General features: G+C 66.1%; 15 protein-coding genes and 2 pseudogenes. 6 read left to right on the top strand and 11 right to left on the bottom strand.

The features are described from left to right. Positions 1–7 precede the first annotated feature (7 nt). Together CCZ36_RS11260 and CCZ36_RS11265 are read left to right on the top strand one after the other, a co-directional pair. The gene (locus CCZ36_RS11260) at positions 8–946 is read left to right on the top strand and encodes a NaeI family type II restriction endonuclease (protein WP_128817573.1); all 939 of its coding nucleotides are present in this window, start codon (positions 8–10) and stop codon (positions 944–946) included. A gap of 6 nt (positions 947–952) precedes the next feature. Then, positions 953–1,411, top strand: coding sequence for a very short patch repair endonuclease (locus tag CCZ36_RS11265; RefSeq protein ID WP_128817574.1), 459 nt, complete (start codon positions 953–955; stop codon positions 1,409–1,411). Here the strand turns inward: CCZ36_RS11265 and CCZ36_RS11270 are convergent. Continuing rightward, positions 1,346–2,650: a DNA cytosine methyltransferase gene (locus tag CCZ36_RS11270; protein WP_128817575.1), complete on the bottom strand. Its 1,305-nt coding sequence runs from the start codon at positions 2,648–2,650 to the stop codon at positions 1,346–1,348. The genes CCZ36_RS11265 and CCZ36_RS11270 overlap by 66 nt on opposite strands. A 99-nt stretch (positions 2,651–2,749) precedes the next feature. Then, complete coding sequence (locus tag CCZ36_RS11275; RefSeq protein ID WP_237302629.1) at positions 2,750–3,469, bottom strand: HNH endonuclease; 720 nt, start codon at positions 3,467–3,469, stop codon at positions 2,750–2,752. A gap of 174 nt (positions 3,470–3,643) precedes the next feature. Between CCZ36_RS11275 and CCZ36_RS11280 the strand changes: the two genes are divergently transcribed. Further along, positions 3,644–4,729 carry a DNA cytosine methyltransferase gene (locus CCZ36_RS11280; RefSeq protein ID WP_237302630.1) on the top strand — a complete coding sequence of 362 codons (1,086 nt, stop codon included), beginning with the start codon at positions 3,644–3,646 and terminating at the stop codon, positions 4,727–4,729. A gap of 128 nt (positions 4,730–4,857) precedes the next feature. On the opposite strand, the pseudogene CCZ36_RS36930 reads toward CCZ36_RS11280, so the two are convergent. The 4 genes and pseudogenes from CCZ36_RS36930 to CCZ36_RS11300 all read right to left on the bottom strand — a co-directional run. Further along, positions 4,858–5,346, bottom strand: a pseudogene (locus tag CCZ36_RS36930) (protein NO VEIN domain-containing protein); the annotation flags it as partial. Continuing rightward, entirely contained in the window at positions 5,321–7,153 is a 1,833-nt protein-coding gene (locus tag CCZ36_RS11290; RefSeq protein WP_164873614.1) for a DEAD/DEAH box helicase, read from the bottom strand. The pseudogene CCZ36_RS36930 and the gene CCZ36_RS11290, both read right to left, overlap by 26 nt. Beyond that, positions 7,153–8,577 (bottom strand): transcriptional regulator, encoded by a 1,425-nt coding sequence (locus CCZ36_RS11295; RefSeq protein WP_128817578.1) that lies wholly within the window; start codon positions 8,575–8,577, stop codon positions 7,153–7,155. The genes CCZ36_RS11290 and CCZ36_RS11295 overlap by 1 nt, the downstream gene beginning before the upstream one ends. A 101-nt stretch (positions 8,578–8,678) precedes the next feature. Beyond that, complete coding sequence (locus tag CCZ36_RS11300) at positions 8,679–9,350, bottom strand: hypothetical protein (protein ID WP_128817579.1); 672 nt, start codon at positions 9,348–9,350, stop codon at positions 8,679–8,681. 224 nt (positions 9,351–9,574) lie between these two features. On the opposite strand from CCZ36_RS11300, the gene CCZ36_RS35660 reads away from it, so the two are divergent. Beyond that, entirely contained in the window at positions 9,575–10,405 is an 831-nt protein-coding gene (locus tag CCZ36_RS35660; RefSeq protein WP_237302631.1) for a helix-turn-helix domain-containing protein, read from the top strand. Between the two features lie 12 nt (positions 10,406–10,417). On the opposite strand, the gene CCZ36_RS11310 is transcribed toward CCZ36_RS35660, so the two are convergent. Beyond that, positions 10,418–11,038 carry an ATP-binding protein gene (locus CCZ36_RS11310; protein ID WP_128817580.1) on the bottom strand — a complete coding sequence of 207 codons (621 nt, stop codon included), beginning with the start codon at positions 11,036–11,038 and terminating at the stop codon, positions 10,418–10,420. A 212-nt stretch (positions 11,039–11,250) separates the two neighbouring features. On the opposite strand from CCZ36_RS11310, the gene CCZ36_RS11315 reads away from it, so the two are divergent. Together CCZ36_RS11315 and CCZ36_RS11320 are read left to right on the top strand one after the other, a co-directional pair. Further along, positions 11,251–12,099: a helix-turn-helix domain-containing protein gene (locus tag CCZ36_RS11315; RefSeq protein WP_128817581.1), complete on the top strand. Its 849-nt coding sequence runs from the start codon at positions 11,251–11,253 to the stop codon at positions 12,097–12,099. 3 nt (positions 12,100–12,102) lie between these two features. Then, on the top strand, positions 12,103–12,309 hold the full coding sequence (locus CCZ36_RS11320; protein WP_128817582.1) for a DUF397 domain-containing protein: 207 nt from the start codon (positions 12,103–12,105) through the stop codon (positions 12,307–12,309). A gap of 116 nt (positions 12,310–12,425) precedes the next feature. Here the strand turns inward: CCZ36_RS11320 and CCZ36_RS11325 are convergent. The 4 genes and pseudogenes from CCZ36_RS11325 to CCZ36_RS35665 all read right to left on the bottom strand — a co-directional run. Beyond that, a pseudogene (locus CCZ36_RS11325) lies at positions 12,426–12,776 on the bottom strand (Scr1 family TA system antitoxin-like transcriptional regulator); the annotation flags it as partial. A 191-nt stretch (positions 12,777–12,967) separates the two neighbouring features. Further along, positions 12,968–13,603 carry a DUF4253 domain-containing protein gene (locus tag CCZ36_RS11330; RefSeq protein WP_237302632.1) on the bottom strand — a complete coding sequence of 212 codons (636 nt, stop codon included), beginning with the start codon at positions 13,601–13,603 and terminating at the stop codon, positions 12,968–12,970. Positions 13,604–13,968: 365 nt separating this feature from the next. Next, positions 13,969–15,111, bottom strand: a complete 1,143-nt coding sequence (locus CCZ36_RS11335) for a hypothetical protein (RefSeq protein WP_237302633.1) — start codon at positions 15,109–15,111, stop codon at positions 13,969–13,971. Continuing rightward, positions 15,108–15,473, bottom strand: coding sequence for a hypothetical protein (locus CCZ36_RS35665; protein WP_237302634.1), 366 nt, complete (start codon positions 15,471–15,473; stop codon positions 15,108–15,110). Before CCZ36_RS35665 ends, CCZ36_RS11335 begins: the two co-directional genes overlap by 4 nt. Positions 15,474–15,637: the final 164 nt, after the last annotated feature.

Below are 15,637 nucleotides of genomic sequence, written 5' to 3' on the forward strand. Positions count from 1 at the left end.
CGGCAGCATGGCAAAAATCATCCTTCCAGATCTGGGAGAAAACTGCACAAACCCGAAGAAGGCCCTGCACCCGCTTGTCTCGCCCCAGGAGGACCCAGAGCTCCAGTCGGTGCTGGGCTGGTTCCGCGGTCATCCCGTCGCCGAGCTGTACACGGAGGCGATCAGGAACGCGATTGACTACGTACTCGACGGCGGACGCACAGGTCGCTTCGATCTGATGCTGCCAACAGTCCATCCCGGCGAGCGCGCTTCCGTCGGCGCGAAGCTTGAGTACGAAGTCCTGCGGGTCTTCGGTCTGCCCAAGGTCAAGCCGCTGGACACGATGGTCAACGACGTCCCGGTGGACATCAAGGCCACCATCACGAGCAACTGGACCATCCCCTCGGAAGCCCACTGCCAATTGTGCCTCTGCACGCAGATACAGCTGCCGAAGAACCGGCACCGGACCCTGCTGGTCCGCACACACACCTCTTGGCTTCAGCACGGGGAGAACAAGGACGGAAAGCGAGGCCTGGCGGCCCAGGCACGCGACCAGTGGAGTGTCCCGGTATATGACTGGACGCCCCTGCCGGTTAATCCGCTCCGCCATCTCACGGAGGAGCAGGCTGCCGAGGTCCTTGCCGAACGACCCGGGCAGGTAAGACGTCTGGTCAAGATGTTTCAGTATCTTGAAGGTCACGTCATTCCGCGTAACGTTATTTTGACCGTCGGGGCGGGCAAGCACGACCCGATGCGACGCGCGAGACAAGCCCGTGATTCTGCCAGGAAAGCCGGCCTGGATCTCCTCTGTGGCGATTCAGTGGAATGGCGCGACGCGGCGGCGGCTCGTGGCTACACGATCCGTCCGGGAGAGTGGGTCGCGTTGCGGCGAGAGGAGCAGATCCAGGATCAGCGTTCCGCTTCAGCGACCCCCGATGCCGCCTCCAACGAAGCCGAGGAGGGATGACCCCTATTGTCTACGCCAGATGAATGGACGCCCCCAGAGGGTTCATGGGCGTCGTCGGCCGTACGACGGCGGAACATGCAGGCGATCCGAAGCAGGGACACGAAGCCGGAACGTTTGATCCGCAGGCTTGTTCATGCGAACGGTCTGCGCTACCGGGTGGCGGCAAGGCCCTTGCCGGACCTTCGCCGGACCGCTGACATGGTCTTCCGTCCGGCGAAGGTGGCCGTATTCATCGACGGCTGCTACTGGCATGGCTGCCCAGAGCACTACGTTTCCCCGAAGACCAACCCGGGTTACTGGTCAGAGAAGGTAGCCAGGAACGTCGCCCGCGACCGGGATACCGACGAGCGGCTCTCCGCTGCCGGCTGGCTCGTCCTGCGGTTCTGGGAGCACCAGAGCTCAGACGCCTGCGCCTTGTCGATCATCAGCGCCGTCCGCGAGCGCCGGGACGATCTGCTCGGGTAGCACCTTCTGCTGGGGTGCCCCCTCCCTGGCGTCTCGCTCGTAGGCTGCCCGCAGCACATCCGCGATGGCCTGGCCTACCGCGGCGGCGACGGGGGGCGGGAACGCGTTTCCCACCTGGCGGTACTGAGCGGTCTTCCCTCCTGTGAATTCCCATTCCTCTGGGAATCCCTGGATAATTGCCGCTTGGTCCACAGTCAGCATGGGCCCCTTAGGCCCGAACAGGTCGCGCCCCTGACTTTTCTTCTTTTCGCCTAGCTCGTGATTGTTCGCTACGCCCATACCGGAAACACCGAGGGTACCCCAGGCAGTTTTGGCCCTGCTGGGGCCAAGGTCGGCGCCGCCGTGCTTCTTCGATCCCCCGACCAGAGTCGGTGCGATGCCGCCATCCCTCTTCTTCATGGCAGCATCAGACGCCACCTTCAGCCAGCGGTCGAGCGAATCACGGGCAATTTCCCCGATCGTTCCGCCCGCCGCAATATATGGCTGATAACGCTCCCTCATGCTCGTCTCCAGAGCATCAAAAACGCTGCGCACACCACCCACAGGAGTGGGCCAAACGAACTTGATATCACCGAGCACGTCCTTGCGGATAGCCACCAGGACTGCCCGCGGACGCAATTGAGGGACTCCGAAGTCGCTAGCCTCCAGGACTTCCCATTCGCAGATTTCGTAACCCATGCCTCCGAAATCTTCCTCAAGCCCCGTTTCCGGCCTCTTTGCCCGGCCGCCCGCAAGACGCGCTTGAATATAAGTCCGGTAGTCGATGAATTTCGCGTCCTTGATGCCACGGACGTTCTCAATCATTACCGCTTTAGGGTGCAGCTCGTCAACAAGTTCCAGCATCCGAGGGAAGAGGTCTCTCTCGTCATCCTTCCCCAGCTGCTTTCCAGCGTGCGAGAAGGGCGGGCAGGGCACACCCCCCGCGAGGAGATCTAGGTCGCCGCGCCGCAGCTGCCCCCCGAGGAATTTGACCGGCTTACTCAGGCCAGATTCTGGATACTTTTCCGACGGGATAGGGCGGAAATTATTGACGTCATCAGAAATGACATCACAGTACTGTCGTTCCCAGCTCCAGTTCGGCAGGCTCTTGATGTTCTGCTTAAGCGTCTCCACTGCATACTTGTCGATCTCCACGAGCGCGAGATGCTTGAAGCCTGCCTGATGGAGACCGATGGCTTGCCCGCCGGCCCCTGCGCAGATCTCAATGGAGGTCAGCAGCGGACGATCGTTAGGGGCCACGGGCTCCTCCTGGTGTGACTGATTCAGACACGCAAGTGTCGCATCTGCCAGAGACACACCAGGAGCCCCTGCGGGCAAGCCCCGCCCCTTCGAACCCGATCAGCTCTCCGTCAGACCCCGCAGGTCGTTCTTCATCTCGTCCCTGAGCACGGCCGGCAGCTGCCTGTACATACCCCAGGCGCGGTCCACCGGCCGCAGGGGCCGGGCATCGGCATCCATCCACGTCAGCAGTTCGCGCTTCTGCGCGAGGGGCAGAGCCTTGATCCGAACCCACACCTGGCCCGCGTCCATCTGGACGCCGGTGAGGTTCTTGACCAGCTCGTTACACCGTGCGCACTCCGTGAGAAGATCCTCGGCTCCTGCGGAGCTGCCCGCCGCATGCGGATTCACATGCCCGAGCGTGAGCCGGGCGGCGGAACCCGGCTCGCCCGGATAGGCCTCGGCAGCGCCGACCCCGCAGCGCCGGCACCGGTGCAGATCCCGCTCCAGCACGAACCTCCTCGTCTTCGCGCTGATCTGCCGCAGGCCAGCCGCCCGGTGCTCCTTCTCCCAGACCGGCGCCCCGATCGCCTCAAGAAGGAGCTGATCAGGCTGAAGGCTGGGCTTGTCGAGATTCGTCTTGATCACCCAGCCCGCAGGCCGGAGATCACGCATCCTGCGGTCGACCTGCTCGGCACCGGTGATCGCGGCACGAAGCGCCGCTTTCGAGAAGGTGTTCCCGACGCCGACCTCGTCTCGCAGCCAGAGCGCCACCCGGACTCTTGCGCCAAGTGCTCCATCGCGCCAGTCCAGACCATCAGATGCCACTAGAAGCCCCACTCGTAGTTCGAACTCAAGAGCTATGCATGACCCTTTCGAGTGACTACATTAGCTTGCCGCCACTTGCCGCGGCAAGTGGCGGCAAGCTCTCACGGAACTTGCTCGTCAGCCACGGATCGGAAACACATGCCCAGAACCCCTGCCCAGAGCCTGCCGCCCGCGACGATGAACTGCATGGAAATCTGCGCCGGGGCAGGGGGCCAAGCTCTGGGCCTGCAGCGTGCGGGTTTCTCACACACAGCCCTCGTCGAGCTGGACCGTGACGCGACGCAGACGCTCCGGCTGAACCGGCCCGGCTGGAACGTCATTCAGTCCGACATCCGCGGAATCCGGGCGGAAGACCTCTCCGGAAACGACCAGGCTGTCGGACTGCTGGCAGCTGGGGTGCCGTGCCCACCCTTCTCTCTCGCCGGCGAGCAGCTGGGGCCCGCGGACGAACGGAATCTGTTCCCCGACCTGCTCAGGCTTGCCGCTGAGCTTCGACCGCGCGCGGTGATGGTGGAGAACGTCAAGGGCATCCTTCAGGCGAAGTTCGCCAGCTATCGCGCGGAAGTGATCAGCGTACTGACGCACCTTGGCTACACGGCCGACTGGCGGCTTCTGCGTGCCTGTGACTACGGCGTTCCGCAGCTGCGCCCCCGGGCGGTCCTGGTGGCCCTGCGGCCGGAGGCATTCCGGCGATTCCGCTGGCCCGCCCCGACCAGCTGCCCCACGACAGCGCCTACGGTGGGCAGCGTCCTCTACGAGTCCATGGCCTCCGCCGACTGGGAACTAGCCCAGCAGTGGGCAGACGGTGCGATGGCCATCGCACCGACACTCTGCGGAGGGTCCCGCAAACATGGCGGCGCTGACCTCGGGCCTTCCCGGGCCAGGAAGGCGTGGTCGCGGCTCGGTGTAAACGGGTCCAGCGTCGCTGATGAACCTCCTGGGCCGGGGGCAGCTCTTCCCGTCCGGCTCACCGTTCGGCAAATGGCCTTACTGCAGGGCTTTCCAGCCGACTGGGCTTTCGCCGGGAGCAAGACCTCCGTCTACCGCCAGGTGGGCAACGCCTTCCCCCCGCCTGTGGCGGAAGCGGTGGGCCGAAGCCTGGCGGCGGCTCTTGGTCAGGCAGACACCACTGCGCGCTCAGTCATCCCCCAGACCCCCGGCATGGCACATGATCCACCGGCCAATACGCTCTTCCCGCCTTCCATGATCAGTCCGGGTTTCAGTGCCTCCGCAGGCACGGTCAGCCGGGCTGACTCCCACCTCCCGCGCTGAGAACGGTCCTGCGGTACCACTGAGCGCAGCCACGCCCGGCTCACGGTGGCGACGCTGAGGGCGCCTCCCTCCCTTCCTACAAGGACAGCGCCCATGACCCACCGGGGATCAGCGCCCATCACGTCGCTCTCATGGCGAGTCAGGTGGATGACGAGACGGGTTGGATCCGTCGTCGCCTTCACTTCAAGGTGTATGTGTTCGTCGCACGGCGTCGTTGCGGCGATGTCGTATCCGAAGGCGTCTGATACTGCTGAAACGTGCTCCACTGACGCCATCCCGGCTCGACGAAGGAGCGCAAGCAGGCATCTCTCACCGGCGGTGCCGGTCGCCCTTCTCCTTTCGTCGTCCATGGCACTCCATAAAACGTGGGGGACAGCGGCGCCGTTCAGCGAGAGGCTCTCCCCGACGTCCACGGCCGGCCGGCCCGCTCCGGAAACCAAGTCCGTTCGGCGTAGCCATGCCAGGCCTTCGGCGTACTGCACGGGCGTGAGGTCCGCATAGCGCGGATGGTGAGTGAACAGCGTGCGCACCCGGGAAACGTCGGCGATCCGCAGATAGATCAGCCAGCGCCGCGCCGCCTCGCGGGTGCCGTCACCGGGAGGCGACGGCATCGACATGCCTCAGCAGCGCCCGGACGTCCGCCATGTCCATACCTCCAGCGACCGGGGCCTCCTCCTGGAGATCGGCGAGCTGCTGAACGGATGGATCATCAAGGATTCTGCCCATGAACTCCAGCTTCTCCTCGAGACGCAGAGCGACGACCTCATCCACTGTTCCGCGGGACGCCAGAACCGTGACGTTGGTTTCCGTCCCTGGGGCGAGCCCTAGCCGGTGGATACGGTCCAGGCTCTGCAGGAACCGGCCCGCCATGAAGTCCCGGTCCACGTACACAGCGTCGTGGCAGACGTGGTGAAGGCTGATTCCCTCGCCCAGAGTCGCTGGATTGGACAGCAGGACCGAACAGTCGGGGTCCTCACGAAACCGGCGGATCTCTTCCGCCCGGTCGGGAGTTCCTCCGTGGACTACGGCCGGCTGGTATCCCGCGAACATCCGCTCCATGGTGCTGAGACTGCGCACGAACGTCGTCCACACCAGCGTCTTCCGGCCCTGTTCAGCGTTGGCCGCGACGATGCTGAGCGCCTCTTGGTATTTCGGCGACAGTTCGTAACTGGGGAGGTCCCTCATCAGCGTGTAGAGGGAATCTCCGTGCGGGACATCCAGCGGGGGCACCTGATAGGTCAGCGGTTCATACCGGCTGGTGCCTTCAGCAAGCAGCGCCGGACTCGTCGCCGCCATCAGAAGCCGCAGCATAGCCTTGCCCAGGGCATCGAAGTCGTCGCGCGCCGCCTCCGCACGTGCGGAATACCGGCCCACGAGCGCGTCGTAGATCTCCTGGTGCAGGCTGGGCATATCGACGTACCGGATCTTCGGATCGAAGGGCGGCAGGCCGAGTTCCGACTTCGTGGTGCGGGTGAACAAGGGCCGAAGCACCTGGCTCGCGTAGGCCAGGTCGCCGCCCGCGACAGCACCGGTAACGACGCGGCGGCCGTGCCCGGGCCAGACGAACGACAGCAGGTTCTCCAGGTCCCTGGCGCCGTTGGGCGCTGGCGTTCCCGTCAGGATGAGGCGGCGCCGGCTGAGCGGGCCGAGCGCCATGCAGGCGGAGCCGTAGATGCCCCGCGTCCCCAGCTTCATACGGTGCGCCTCGTCCAGGATCACCATGGAAGGCGTTGCCCGCAGCCAGGAGGCCAGCGCCGCCAGCGAACGGTCGAGCCGCTCATAGTTGATCACCATGATCTCCGCGGTGGCATCCGGGCTGCTGCCCATCACGCCGAAGCGAAGCGGCTCCTTGAAGCAGACGGAGTTCTCGAACTCCCACGACTCGTATGCCGATTTAGGGCTCACAACGAGCAGCCTGAATGCTTCGCCGCGCTCTCTCATGGCAGCGAATACCGCAAGCCCCACCCGGGTCTTGCCGGCCCCCGGCACACTGAAGTTCGCTCCGTGGCGGAGAGACAGCAGCCGGGCGATGTCCCGCTGCTGGAAGTCAGTGAGAGGCGCGGTCCATTCAGCTCCCAGAAGGCCCGTGATCTCCTCGTGGGCGATGGTCTGATGGGCCTCGTCGCTCTCCCCATCCAGCTGACGCTGGGCCGCGTCCGCGTCGTCCAGGACTCCACCGACCAGCTGGGCGAGTTCGTCGTCCCACTCGACGTCCTCAGGGGACGGCCAGGTCCCGAGTTCGCCGATGCCGACCAGAAACGCCTCAAGCTCGATTTCCGCGGACAGCTGTCCTCTCGGACCGCCTCCGGGGAACCGGGCTGCCAGTTGCGCGAGATCAGACTGACGCCCATCCTTAGTACGGAGCACCGCCCGCGTACGGGTTACGTCGAAAGCGATCCGCAGAGACGGTTCTCCCTGGCTCATCACGCCCGTTCCTCCTTGTGTGTGGCGTCGAGCAGCCAGGTGACGCCGTCCCCCGGTTCCTTGATGCTGCGGGCCGCCTCCACTGCCAGCTTGCCCAAGCTATCCCGCAGTTTGAGCACCGCCTCGTCGAAGATCTCCTCATCCAGGCTCCGTGACGCACGGGAGAGCACCAGGTCGGTAACGCACTGCTCAAGGTCGTGGCAAGCGTCCACAATCCGGTCGGGCGCCGCCTGCTTCCTCTTGCGAACTCGGGCGTCCTTCCCCGCTGGCTCCAGTGCCTCTTCAACCGCCGCTTTGACCGCCGTGATGGTCTTGGCAGCCTCGGCGACCTGTTCCAACGGAGCGTTCTCGCCTGCGGCCTCCACAGCCTTCACCCTGAGCACAGAGTCGGTGAGCGCCCGTGCTTCAGCGACCTTGGGGTCAGCAGCGCGGACCGTCCGGTTCAGCCCGGGGATCGCCACCGTCGTGGCAGGAGCAACGGGCACCTGAGACCTGACGGCCTCGGGGAGACGGGTGTCGAGGTACCGCGATTTGAAGTCCGGTTCGATGAGCCGCACATCAGTTTTCGAAAATCCGAGAATGATCGCGGTCAGCCGGCTCTCCTTCATCAGGTCGGCCTTCTCCTGGCTGGACGCCGACTCCTTCACCCATCGGCGGTGGAGTTCCTTCAGCTTCTCCTGGTGATCCTCGAAGTCGAGCAGCCGCAACTGCGCGCCACCGGTCCTGCTCCGCTCGACCAGGTCCCGGAGCGTCGTCAGGATCCACTGGTCCTGCTCACAGGCGCGTGCGGTCGTCCGGAATTCCCGGGCGATGTCAGCATGCGTACGACCAAGGCTGAGCTGCTCTTCGATAGCCAGCAGGCGGTTGATGTAGGAGTAGTCCCGGCGGTGGTCCTTGCGGAGCTGAAGCGCGAGCTCAACGCGGTTGATGTCATCCCACGTGCAGGAGGAGGGAAGGACTCCTACCCGAATGTTGGGCTCGACCAGGTCCTTGAGCGCGGCCCGGCGAGTGTTGCCGTTGACGAGGATGCCGTCCCGGGTGATGAGACCGGGTTCGTTCTGCTTAAAGTCACGCAGGCTCTCCAGCAGGGCGTCGAAGTCCGGGTCCCGCTTGGACGGGTCGGAAGGCAGCGCCCTGAGCAGGTGGTGAAGGTACTCCTGGCTTTCGACGCTGAACGCGTCCTCGTCCAAGCCGCGGTCACGCACCGGATCATGGCTCCTCTGAGCACGAATCCGGTGCGTTCCCGGGTTGTAGTAGAGGGATTCCACCGGCATATCGATGACTTCGACCTGAATCGGCTTGCCCCGCCATTCAATGCGAAGCGTCTCCTGAACACCGCCAGCGTCACGGATTTCCCGCAGGCGGCGCTCCACCAGTTCCTGGTTCGCGGCGGCCAGAGGGGGGCGCCCGAAGTCTTTGGTCATCGTCAGTTCTCCTTCAGTGCTCAGGGGAAGCAGCTCATGCCGGCCAGTGCAACAGCACCGGCCTTTCGCCGTCCGTTCAGTGCGGGGGGGGGGAGGGTGGGCTAGGACAGAGCCTCACGGAACTTGGCCCGCGACTCCGCCGGTAGCGTCCGGTAGACGGCCCAGAGCTCCTCAGCGGCGCTGAACTCGCGCTTGTCCTGGTCGATCCAGCGCAGGAGGAGGCTGCGCTCCAGCGATCCGAGGCGGCTGGCCCGGCCGAGAATCGCACTCAGATCAGCTGACTGCCCCCGGCCACCGACACGGCACCGGTTGCACTCCGCGACCAGCTCGACCACCTCACCGCCGGCCGGCTGCTTCACCGCCCGCCGGGCGATGTCCAGCTGCGCGGCTTCGTAGCTTCCGGCGTACGTCTCTCCGGGAGCGATTCCGCAGGACCGGCACAGATGCCCGTCACGTGCCAGGACATCCCTGCGCTGGGTCTGGGTGATGGATGCCCCGGATTTCGCCGCCTTCCCAGGTTCCCAGACCGGCAGCCCCTGCTTGACGAAGCGCTGTTCGTGCTGCCCCAGAGCCGCGTCCTCGCGGTTGGTGTCGATCTGCCAGCCGTGGTCACGGAGGTCGCGCACTCGGCGGTCAGCCTGGCTCACCCCGGGAAAGGCGCTCTTGACATCTTCCTTTGTGAAGACGTTGCCCTCGCCTACGACAGTGACCAGCCACAAGGCCGCGCGCTTCATGGTGCCGAACTTGGTGTCCGTCCACGACGGCAAAGTCATCCGGGTCTCCTCGCTTCAGGTGCGCAGCAGGCGTCAGGGCCGCAGCGGCTGTCCGCGGCGGTCCTGTGGGAATCACCTTCGTCGTTCAGGGCTCTCCGGCACCAGCCCTGACTGAGTTTCGAGGGCAAACGGAAAAGCGGCTGCGCTTCCCCAGCCACGCCCGGGCACGGAGAATCGCAGTGACCTGTATCGCTAGCCCGGCTCGCACCCTTGAGGAGCAGAGGTTGCCGAAGAGAACCCACAAGTGGAAAAAGCTGCCGAGCTCGGTTTCCCTTCCTCATCGGGCTTTCGTCCTGAAGCTGCGAGAGCTACGCGAGGTCAGCGACCGGACCCAGGCGGAGATCGCGCAGGACGTCTACCTCGCTGCGACATCGCTCTCGAACCACCTCAACGGCGGCCGGATCCCCGAAACCGAGCATGTCGAAAAGCTCTACAAGATCCTCCGCGACGAGGCGGCGGCGACATCGAGGGCTATGCCCTGCTCCCTGCCCTTGCTTCTGGAACTCCGAGCCAAAACCCTGGTAAAGCACTGCGGCTGCTGCCCTGTCGGCTCTCCCGGTGCCACGGTTGCCGACTCTGACGCCCAGCCGACGGCGGCAGGTCCGCCGGCCCCCAAGCACGTTCGCCGCCGACCGCGCCGACCGCGCCGACCGCGTGTCCGCCTTTCGCCGCGGCACCGCGGCATTCCACGGGCACCGGCACAAGCAGAGGTGCCGGTCCCCCTGCGAGAGGGGGACCGGCACCTCAACACTCCTGCTGATGCTGCCTGGCCTGAGATCAGAACGCTCGCCGAGAGCTTGTCCGCTGGCCGGTCAAGAGATGCCGACATCATGATGTGGAGTGCCGCGACCACGCTGTCTGCCCGCGATGTCCAGATTTTCGTCGCACAGTGCCGGGCAGCTGGCCTCGGGAAAGCGGCCGACCAAGTGATCACCAACGCGGCCCGGCGTGACGCTCAGGCAGTACTCAACATCGCGTCGGCACTCCACACCAGCGAGCAGTACGCGGACGCCGGCCTTCTTCTCGCCGCGGCGGCTCAGGGAGAACAGGCCTGACTCCTCGGTGCATCAGGCCGCCTCGGCCTCATAATGCATCTGGGCGCGACCGAGGGCCCCCTCCGGGTCTCCGCCCTGGACAGCGAGCCAGTGAAGCAAATCGGTAATGACGTCTGTGACTCTCTCATCAAGGGCGACGGGGTCAAGTCCCGACGTGCTGCCGGGCTCGTGGTACGCCGACAGCACCGCGGCAGCACGCCCTACGCGTTCCTCACGCCCTGCCGGCTTCAGGGAGAGCTCGCACCAGACGACTTTCCCGGTTGCTGTTTGAGCCGAACCCCAGGCGTAGGCCATGGAAGCGATGAGGTGCAGGCCTCTGCCGCACTCATCGTTCTCCGCACAGACCTCAGCGGAAGATGCTGGCAAGACACGACTCCTGTCGTGAACCTCAAGCCGTACTCGGTCCTTTCTCAGTTCAAGAACGAGAGAGGCTGCAACGTTACGGCCGACATGCTTAATGACATTGGCACCCAGCTCAGTCGCAACCAGTTCAGCCTCTTCCGCCACGGCTGACGCTTCCCAGCAACCTAGCTGAGATCTCACGGCCCGGCGCAGACCCGAAAGCTGGGCCGGCGCTGCTTCGAACGGAACCACATACCGAGGACACGCTTCGTGGCTCTCGCATCGGCACATGACAGCACTCCCCTCACACCATGACGAAGCCGCGCCCACCGCATCCGAACGGCGACGCTGCGTAGCGCTCCTCTGGCGAGTATGGCAGCGAGAAGTCTCTCTGTGTAACTTCTCATGAACCTCGATCGGGTGAATCAACCAGGCCTAACGACCCCTGGCCTTAGCCTTGTTGCGCGCCCCGACCGCAGCTTGCAGCAGGGAGAGAGGCTTCCATGCCCGTCAGGACGACCACCACGCGTCGCCGTCAGCTCGGCGCGATGATGCGGAAGCTGCGAGCGAGCAAGGGCATGACCCTTGAGGAAGCCGGCCGGCTCGTCGGTGTATCGAAAGCCACCATCAGCCGGTACGAGACCCAGGAGGGCCCTGTGAAGTGGCCCATCGTCGACGCCTTGTGCCGGCAGTACGACGCGACGGAGGCCGAGCGGTGCACGGTCGTGGCTCTCGCCAAGGACGCGAAGCAGCAGGGGTGGTGGGGGCCGTTCAGCGACTCCATTCCCACGGATATGAACCTTCTCCTCACGCTCGAAGACGAGGCGGTGCGCGAGGATCACTTCTCCTGCGTGTACGTGCCGGGGCTCCTGCAAACGAGGAGGTACAGCACGGCGATTCAGCAAGCCAACGAGATGCGCCTGGCCCCAGACGAAGTCGAACGGCTCGTCGACATCCGCATGAAACGCCAGGAGATTCTCGCCCGTGAACGCCCTCCGCGCCTCTGGGCCATTCTGGACGAGTCGGTGATCCGACGAGTAGTCGGGTCACCCGCGATCATGCGGGAGCAGCTCGGTCACCTCCTCAAGGCGAATGAATCGCCGGGAGTCACTCTCCAGGTGCTCCCGTTTGCCAAGGGTGCACACGCAGCGGCGCTGGGAAGCTTCGTCATCCTGGGAGGGGCAGAGCCCTCCCTCGACGTCGTCTACGTCGATCTCCACGTGGGCTCTGTCTTCATGGAGAAGGACCACGAACTTGACCGGTATCGACTTGCGTTCGACTACCTGTGCGCACAAGCGTTGGACATGACCGCGTCATCAGCTCTGATCGAGCGTGTCTACAAGGAGATCTGAAGAATGCCTTCTGCCCCGTCCAACGAGTCCCCGAGCTGGTTCAAGTCCTCCTACAGCGGCGGCAACACCACGGAATGCGTAGAAGCCGCGCTCCTCTGCGACGGGACTGCGATACGCGACTCGAAGGCCACAGAGGGAGGATCGCTGCTCTTCCAGCCACACTCGTGGACGTCATTCGTGTCAGCCCTGCAGGATGGACGCCTTCACTGAGCCCGAGGGCGTTGGCTCCGTGAGCCGGGCTTCCGCAGACGGGACCGTACGCGCGCTGATCCTTCACCTCCGTTGGCTGCCCCTCCCTCAGGGCGGAGTCGCACATCACCACAGCCCTACGCGACCATCGCCTGCCGGGCCCGAGCGATATCGTGCTGCGCCTCCGCACCGAACACGGCGGATTCGCGCAGGGTTTCCCAGACCCGCTGGTACAGGGCCACCGTGTCGGAGCCGTCCAGCCAGAGTTCCGCGTGCCAGTCCTCCGTGATCACCAACCGCTCGCCGACGATCCAGAACGCATTGGCCGGCGGGAGACGCAGAGCGGCGTTCATCGGCACGATCCCCAGCCGGACGGTATCCATACCGACGACTCCCAGAAGGCGATCCAGCTGGTCGGCGAGAACCTCCGGAGGGCACACCTTCGCCCGAAGCGCGCCTTCCCACATCAGGAGGTTGAGACACCGCCCGGCCCCGTACGCGTTCGACGCGCTTGCCCTGCGCGATCTGGGGCCGGATCAGTTCGCAGTACGGATCGCTCTCGTCCCATTCGACTCCTCCGGTGCCCTCGTCCGCCCGTATGACCTCCGTGGGCGAGGCTGCATGCGGACGAGGGCTCTGGCTGCGACCACCTGCGACGGCCGTTCCAAGAAGAGCACTCTCAATCCCACCAGAGCCGCCACTCGCGAAGTCGCATGAGCTCTTCGTGGTACGTGGACCAGTCCAGGTCGGGGTCCTCATGGAAGACGTCGGGGCAGGCGAGGTAGTGCTCCGCGGCGAGGACACGGGCCTGGTGGGCGTCCGTCGGTGGAGCGGCAACCGAGAGATACAGACTTCCGTGTCCCAAGCCCACGACACGGACGCCGAACCGGTGCTCCCAGGAGCGCAGCACTGCCGCCAGTTCCTGGGCGGTCATGTGATGCGCCGCGCCCCGCCAACTGAGCGCAGCGGGCGCATCAGCGCCCCGCGCGGTCTGGACGAGGGCGAGGCACCGGGCTCGGCCTTCGCGGACGACAGCGGTAGCCACTTCCCCCGCCCACACGTCAGGATCCGCCACGGCCTCGGCAGGCGTCGCGAGACCGGGCCACGTCTCGAAAGGCGGCCACGAGTCGTCCGTCCACTCGCCTCGGAAGTACGCGTCGGCGTCGGCGTCGGCGTCAGCCCCGTGGCCTCCATCCACAGGGCCGAAGGAGTCGTCGGGGTATTCGAGCAACAGCGGGTACAGACCGGTCTCACAACGACGCGCAGACAACCGCTTCCACCGGTCATCCGCGTCCATGACCGGGCCGTCGCTCATCCACACCACCGGATGCGGAGGATGACAAGGCCCTGTCAGCCTGCCAGGTGGCAAGTCGTCCAGCAGCTGTCTGAGAGCTGCGCTCAAAGGCTCGGGCATGACCAGAATCTACTCGGCACCTCAGAACGGCACGGTGTCAGAAACGATCTTCTCGCGGTGGTGCACAGCACCTGGTCGGCGAGTCTCGCCGGTGACAGGTCGGCGGCGAGGGTTCATTCGCCCGAGGCGCCCACGGTCTCGTCGGCGCCCACCGCGTCCCCGGCATCCACCACGTCATCGGTTTCCTCCGCCTCCGAGCGGAGCAGGTCGCCCGGCTGGCACGTGGTACCTCGCAGAGGGCGACGAGCGGGGGGCGGGACCTCCACTCACCCCGGCGGCCGTGCCTGCCGTCCGCCTGTCCGGAGGAGTCGGCGGATCACGTCCGAGGGCAGGGACGCGTTCGCCGCCGCGTGGTGGGCCAACTCCTCGTCGTCGAGGAGCGCTGCCAGCCGGGAGTGCGGAAGATTCGGGTGGCGCGCCGCCGCAGCCCTTACGGCACGGTCCGGGTCCTGGGTGAGCCGGGCCACGGTTGTCGGCTCGGTATCAGGGGCGCGGGCGGCCAAGGCCCGGACCTCGGGGTCCTCGTGGTCGGCGAAGACCGCCAGTCCGTCGGTGGGGAAGTTCGGCCGGGTGGTGAGGTGGCTGCGCTCGGGGCCGGCGTACTCGAGGAAGCTGCGCAGCAGAAGTGATGCCGGGGCGTCCGGGTGGTTCTGTGCCAGCAGCACGCGTACGCCGAGGTCGTCGTCCGACGCCAGGCAGGCGACGAGATCCGGCGGTAGCAGATGGTCCCGGGCTGCCCGCCGGCGCAGCAGCGGGTGGCGGGAGAGTGCGTCGCGCCGGACGGCCCTGGGATCCCGGGGCGTCTCCGGCGGAGGGTGGTGGACGAAGGAATGGTCCATGGGGACCTGGTAGTCGATCCGGGCCCGTTCCTCCTCGCTCAGTGCGGGATGGAGGGACACGGCCAGGCGGACGCCGGGGTGGGGGTCCGTCATGAGCGTGCGGCACTCGGCGGGTCCGAGGTCCGTGCGTTGCGCGATCCGGATCCGTACCTCCGGGTCCGGATCGGCGGCCAGGAGAACCACCGTGTCGGCAGGGAGGGAGGGGTTGGCGGCGATCATCGCCTTGTCCTCCCCGCCCACGGGCCGGGAAAGGACGTTCTCGACCACGGTCCGGGTGAGGGGGCGGTGGAGCAGCAGATCGGTGCGGGCGTGGCACGGTCGGTCGGGGAGCAAGCTCGCCGCCCACGCCGGATCCTCGTAGCGGGCATGCCGCTGAGCCGCCTCCCGGACCTCGGCGTCGGGGTCTGCGAGGAGGGCGGCTCGAGTGTCCTCGGACAGTGACGGCCACTCGGCGGCTCCCCACCGCCGAACCTTCGCGACGGGATGCGTGGGCATGGATCGGCGCAGCCCGGCGGAGATCTGCCGGCGGAAGGGGCCGCCCAGGAGTTCGTCGTCGTACGTGCTGATCATGTGGACGACAGCCCAGTCGGGCAGCGGCCCGGGCCGCGCGGGGTGGTCACCCGCGGCCCCTCGGCGAGGTGGGCGCGGACGGACCACTCGGGATCGTCCACGAGCCGAGCTCGCTGGGCCGGATCGGCGTGGGGGTTGCGCGCGAAGAAGCCGCGGGTGCGGGTGTCGGGGTGCTGGATCACGGCGTCGGCAATGGCCTCGGGCAGGGCCCGGTCCCGGCAGAGCACCATCCGTACGGCGAGCGGGGCTTCCAGGAGCAGCCGCAGCAGGACGCTCTCCGGCGCGGACGGGTTGAGAGCAAGCCCGGCGAGCCGACGAGCGGGGAGATCAGCGTCCGCCCAGATCTGCTCAGGCGTGACCATGCCTGGTACCCCCGAGGTGTCGACCGGCCTGGCGCCGCCCGGTGAAGACGTGGTCCACGACTCTATCCGCCGTGTCCAGCAGCAAGACTCGGCACCCGGGCCGTCCGGCAACTGATCCTTCCGTCCGCTCGTCCTACAGAGCAGGGCCGAGTGGACGGAAAGAC

Origin of the sequence: Streptomyces sp. S063, assembly GCF_002832675.1 — a bacterium.
Classification (GTDB): Bacteria; Actinomycetota; Actinomycetes; order Streptomycetales; family Streptomycetaceae; genus Streptomyces; species Streptomyces sindenensis.

Coding starts and splice junctions, on each gene's coding strand:
- CCZ36_RS11320 (WP_128817582.1), top strand. CDS start 12,103: ATGCCTTCTGCCCCGTCCAACGAGTCCCCGAGCTGGTTCAAGTCCTCC.
- CCZ36_RS11290 (WP_164873614.1), bottom strand. CDS start 7,153: ATGAGCCAGGGAGAACCGTCTCTGCGGATCGCTTTCGACGTAACCCGT.
- CCZ36_RS11260 (WP_128817573.1), top strand. CDS start 8: ATGGCAAAAATCATCCTTCCAGATCTGGGAGAAAACTGCACAAACCCG.
- CCZ36_RS11330 (WP_237302632.1), bottom strand. CDS start 13,603: ATGAGCGACGGCCCGGTCATGGACGCGGATGACCGGTGGAAGCGGTTG.
- CCZ36_RS11310 (WP_128817580.1), bottom strand. CDS start 11,038: ATGTGCCGATGCGAGAGCCACGAAGCGTGTCCTCGGTATGTGGTTCCG.
- CCZ36_RS11300 (WP_128817579.1), bottom strand. CDS start 9,350: ATGACTTTGCCGTCGTGGACGGACACCAAGTTCGGCACCATGAAGCGC.
- CCZ36_RS11280 (WP_237302630.1), top strand. CDS start 3,644: ATGGAAATCTGCGCCGGGGCAGGGGGCCAAGCTCTGGGCCTGCAGCGT.
- CCZ36_RS11315 (WP_128817581.1), top strand. CDS start 11,251: ATGCCCGTCAGGACGACCACCACGCGTCGCCGTCAGCTCGGCGCGATG.
- CCZ36_RS11295 (WP_128817578.1), bottom strand. CDS start 8,577: ATGACCAAAGACTTCGGGCGCCCCCCTCTGGCCGCCGCGAACCAGGAA.
- CCZ36_RS11335 (WP_237302633.1), bottom strand. CDS start 15,111: ATGATCAGCACGTACGACGACGAACTCCTGGGCGGCCCCTTCCGCCGG.
- CCZ36_RS35665 (WP_237302634.1), bottom strand. CDS start 15,473: ATGGTCACGCCTGAGCAGATCTGGGCGGACGCTGATCTCCCCGCTCGT.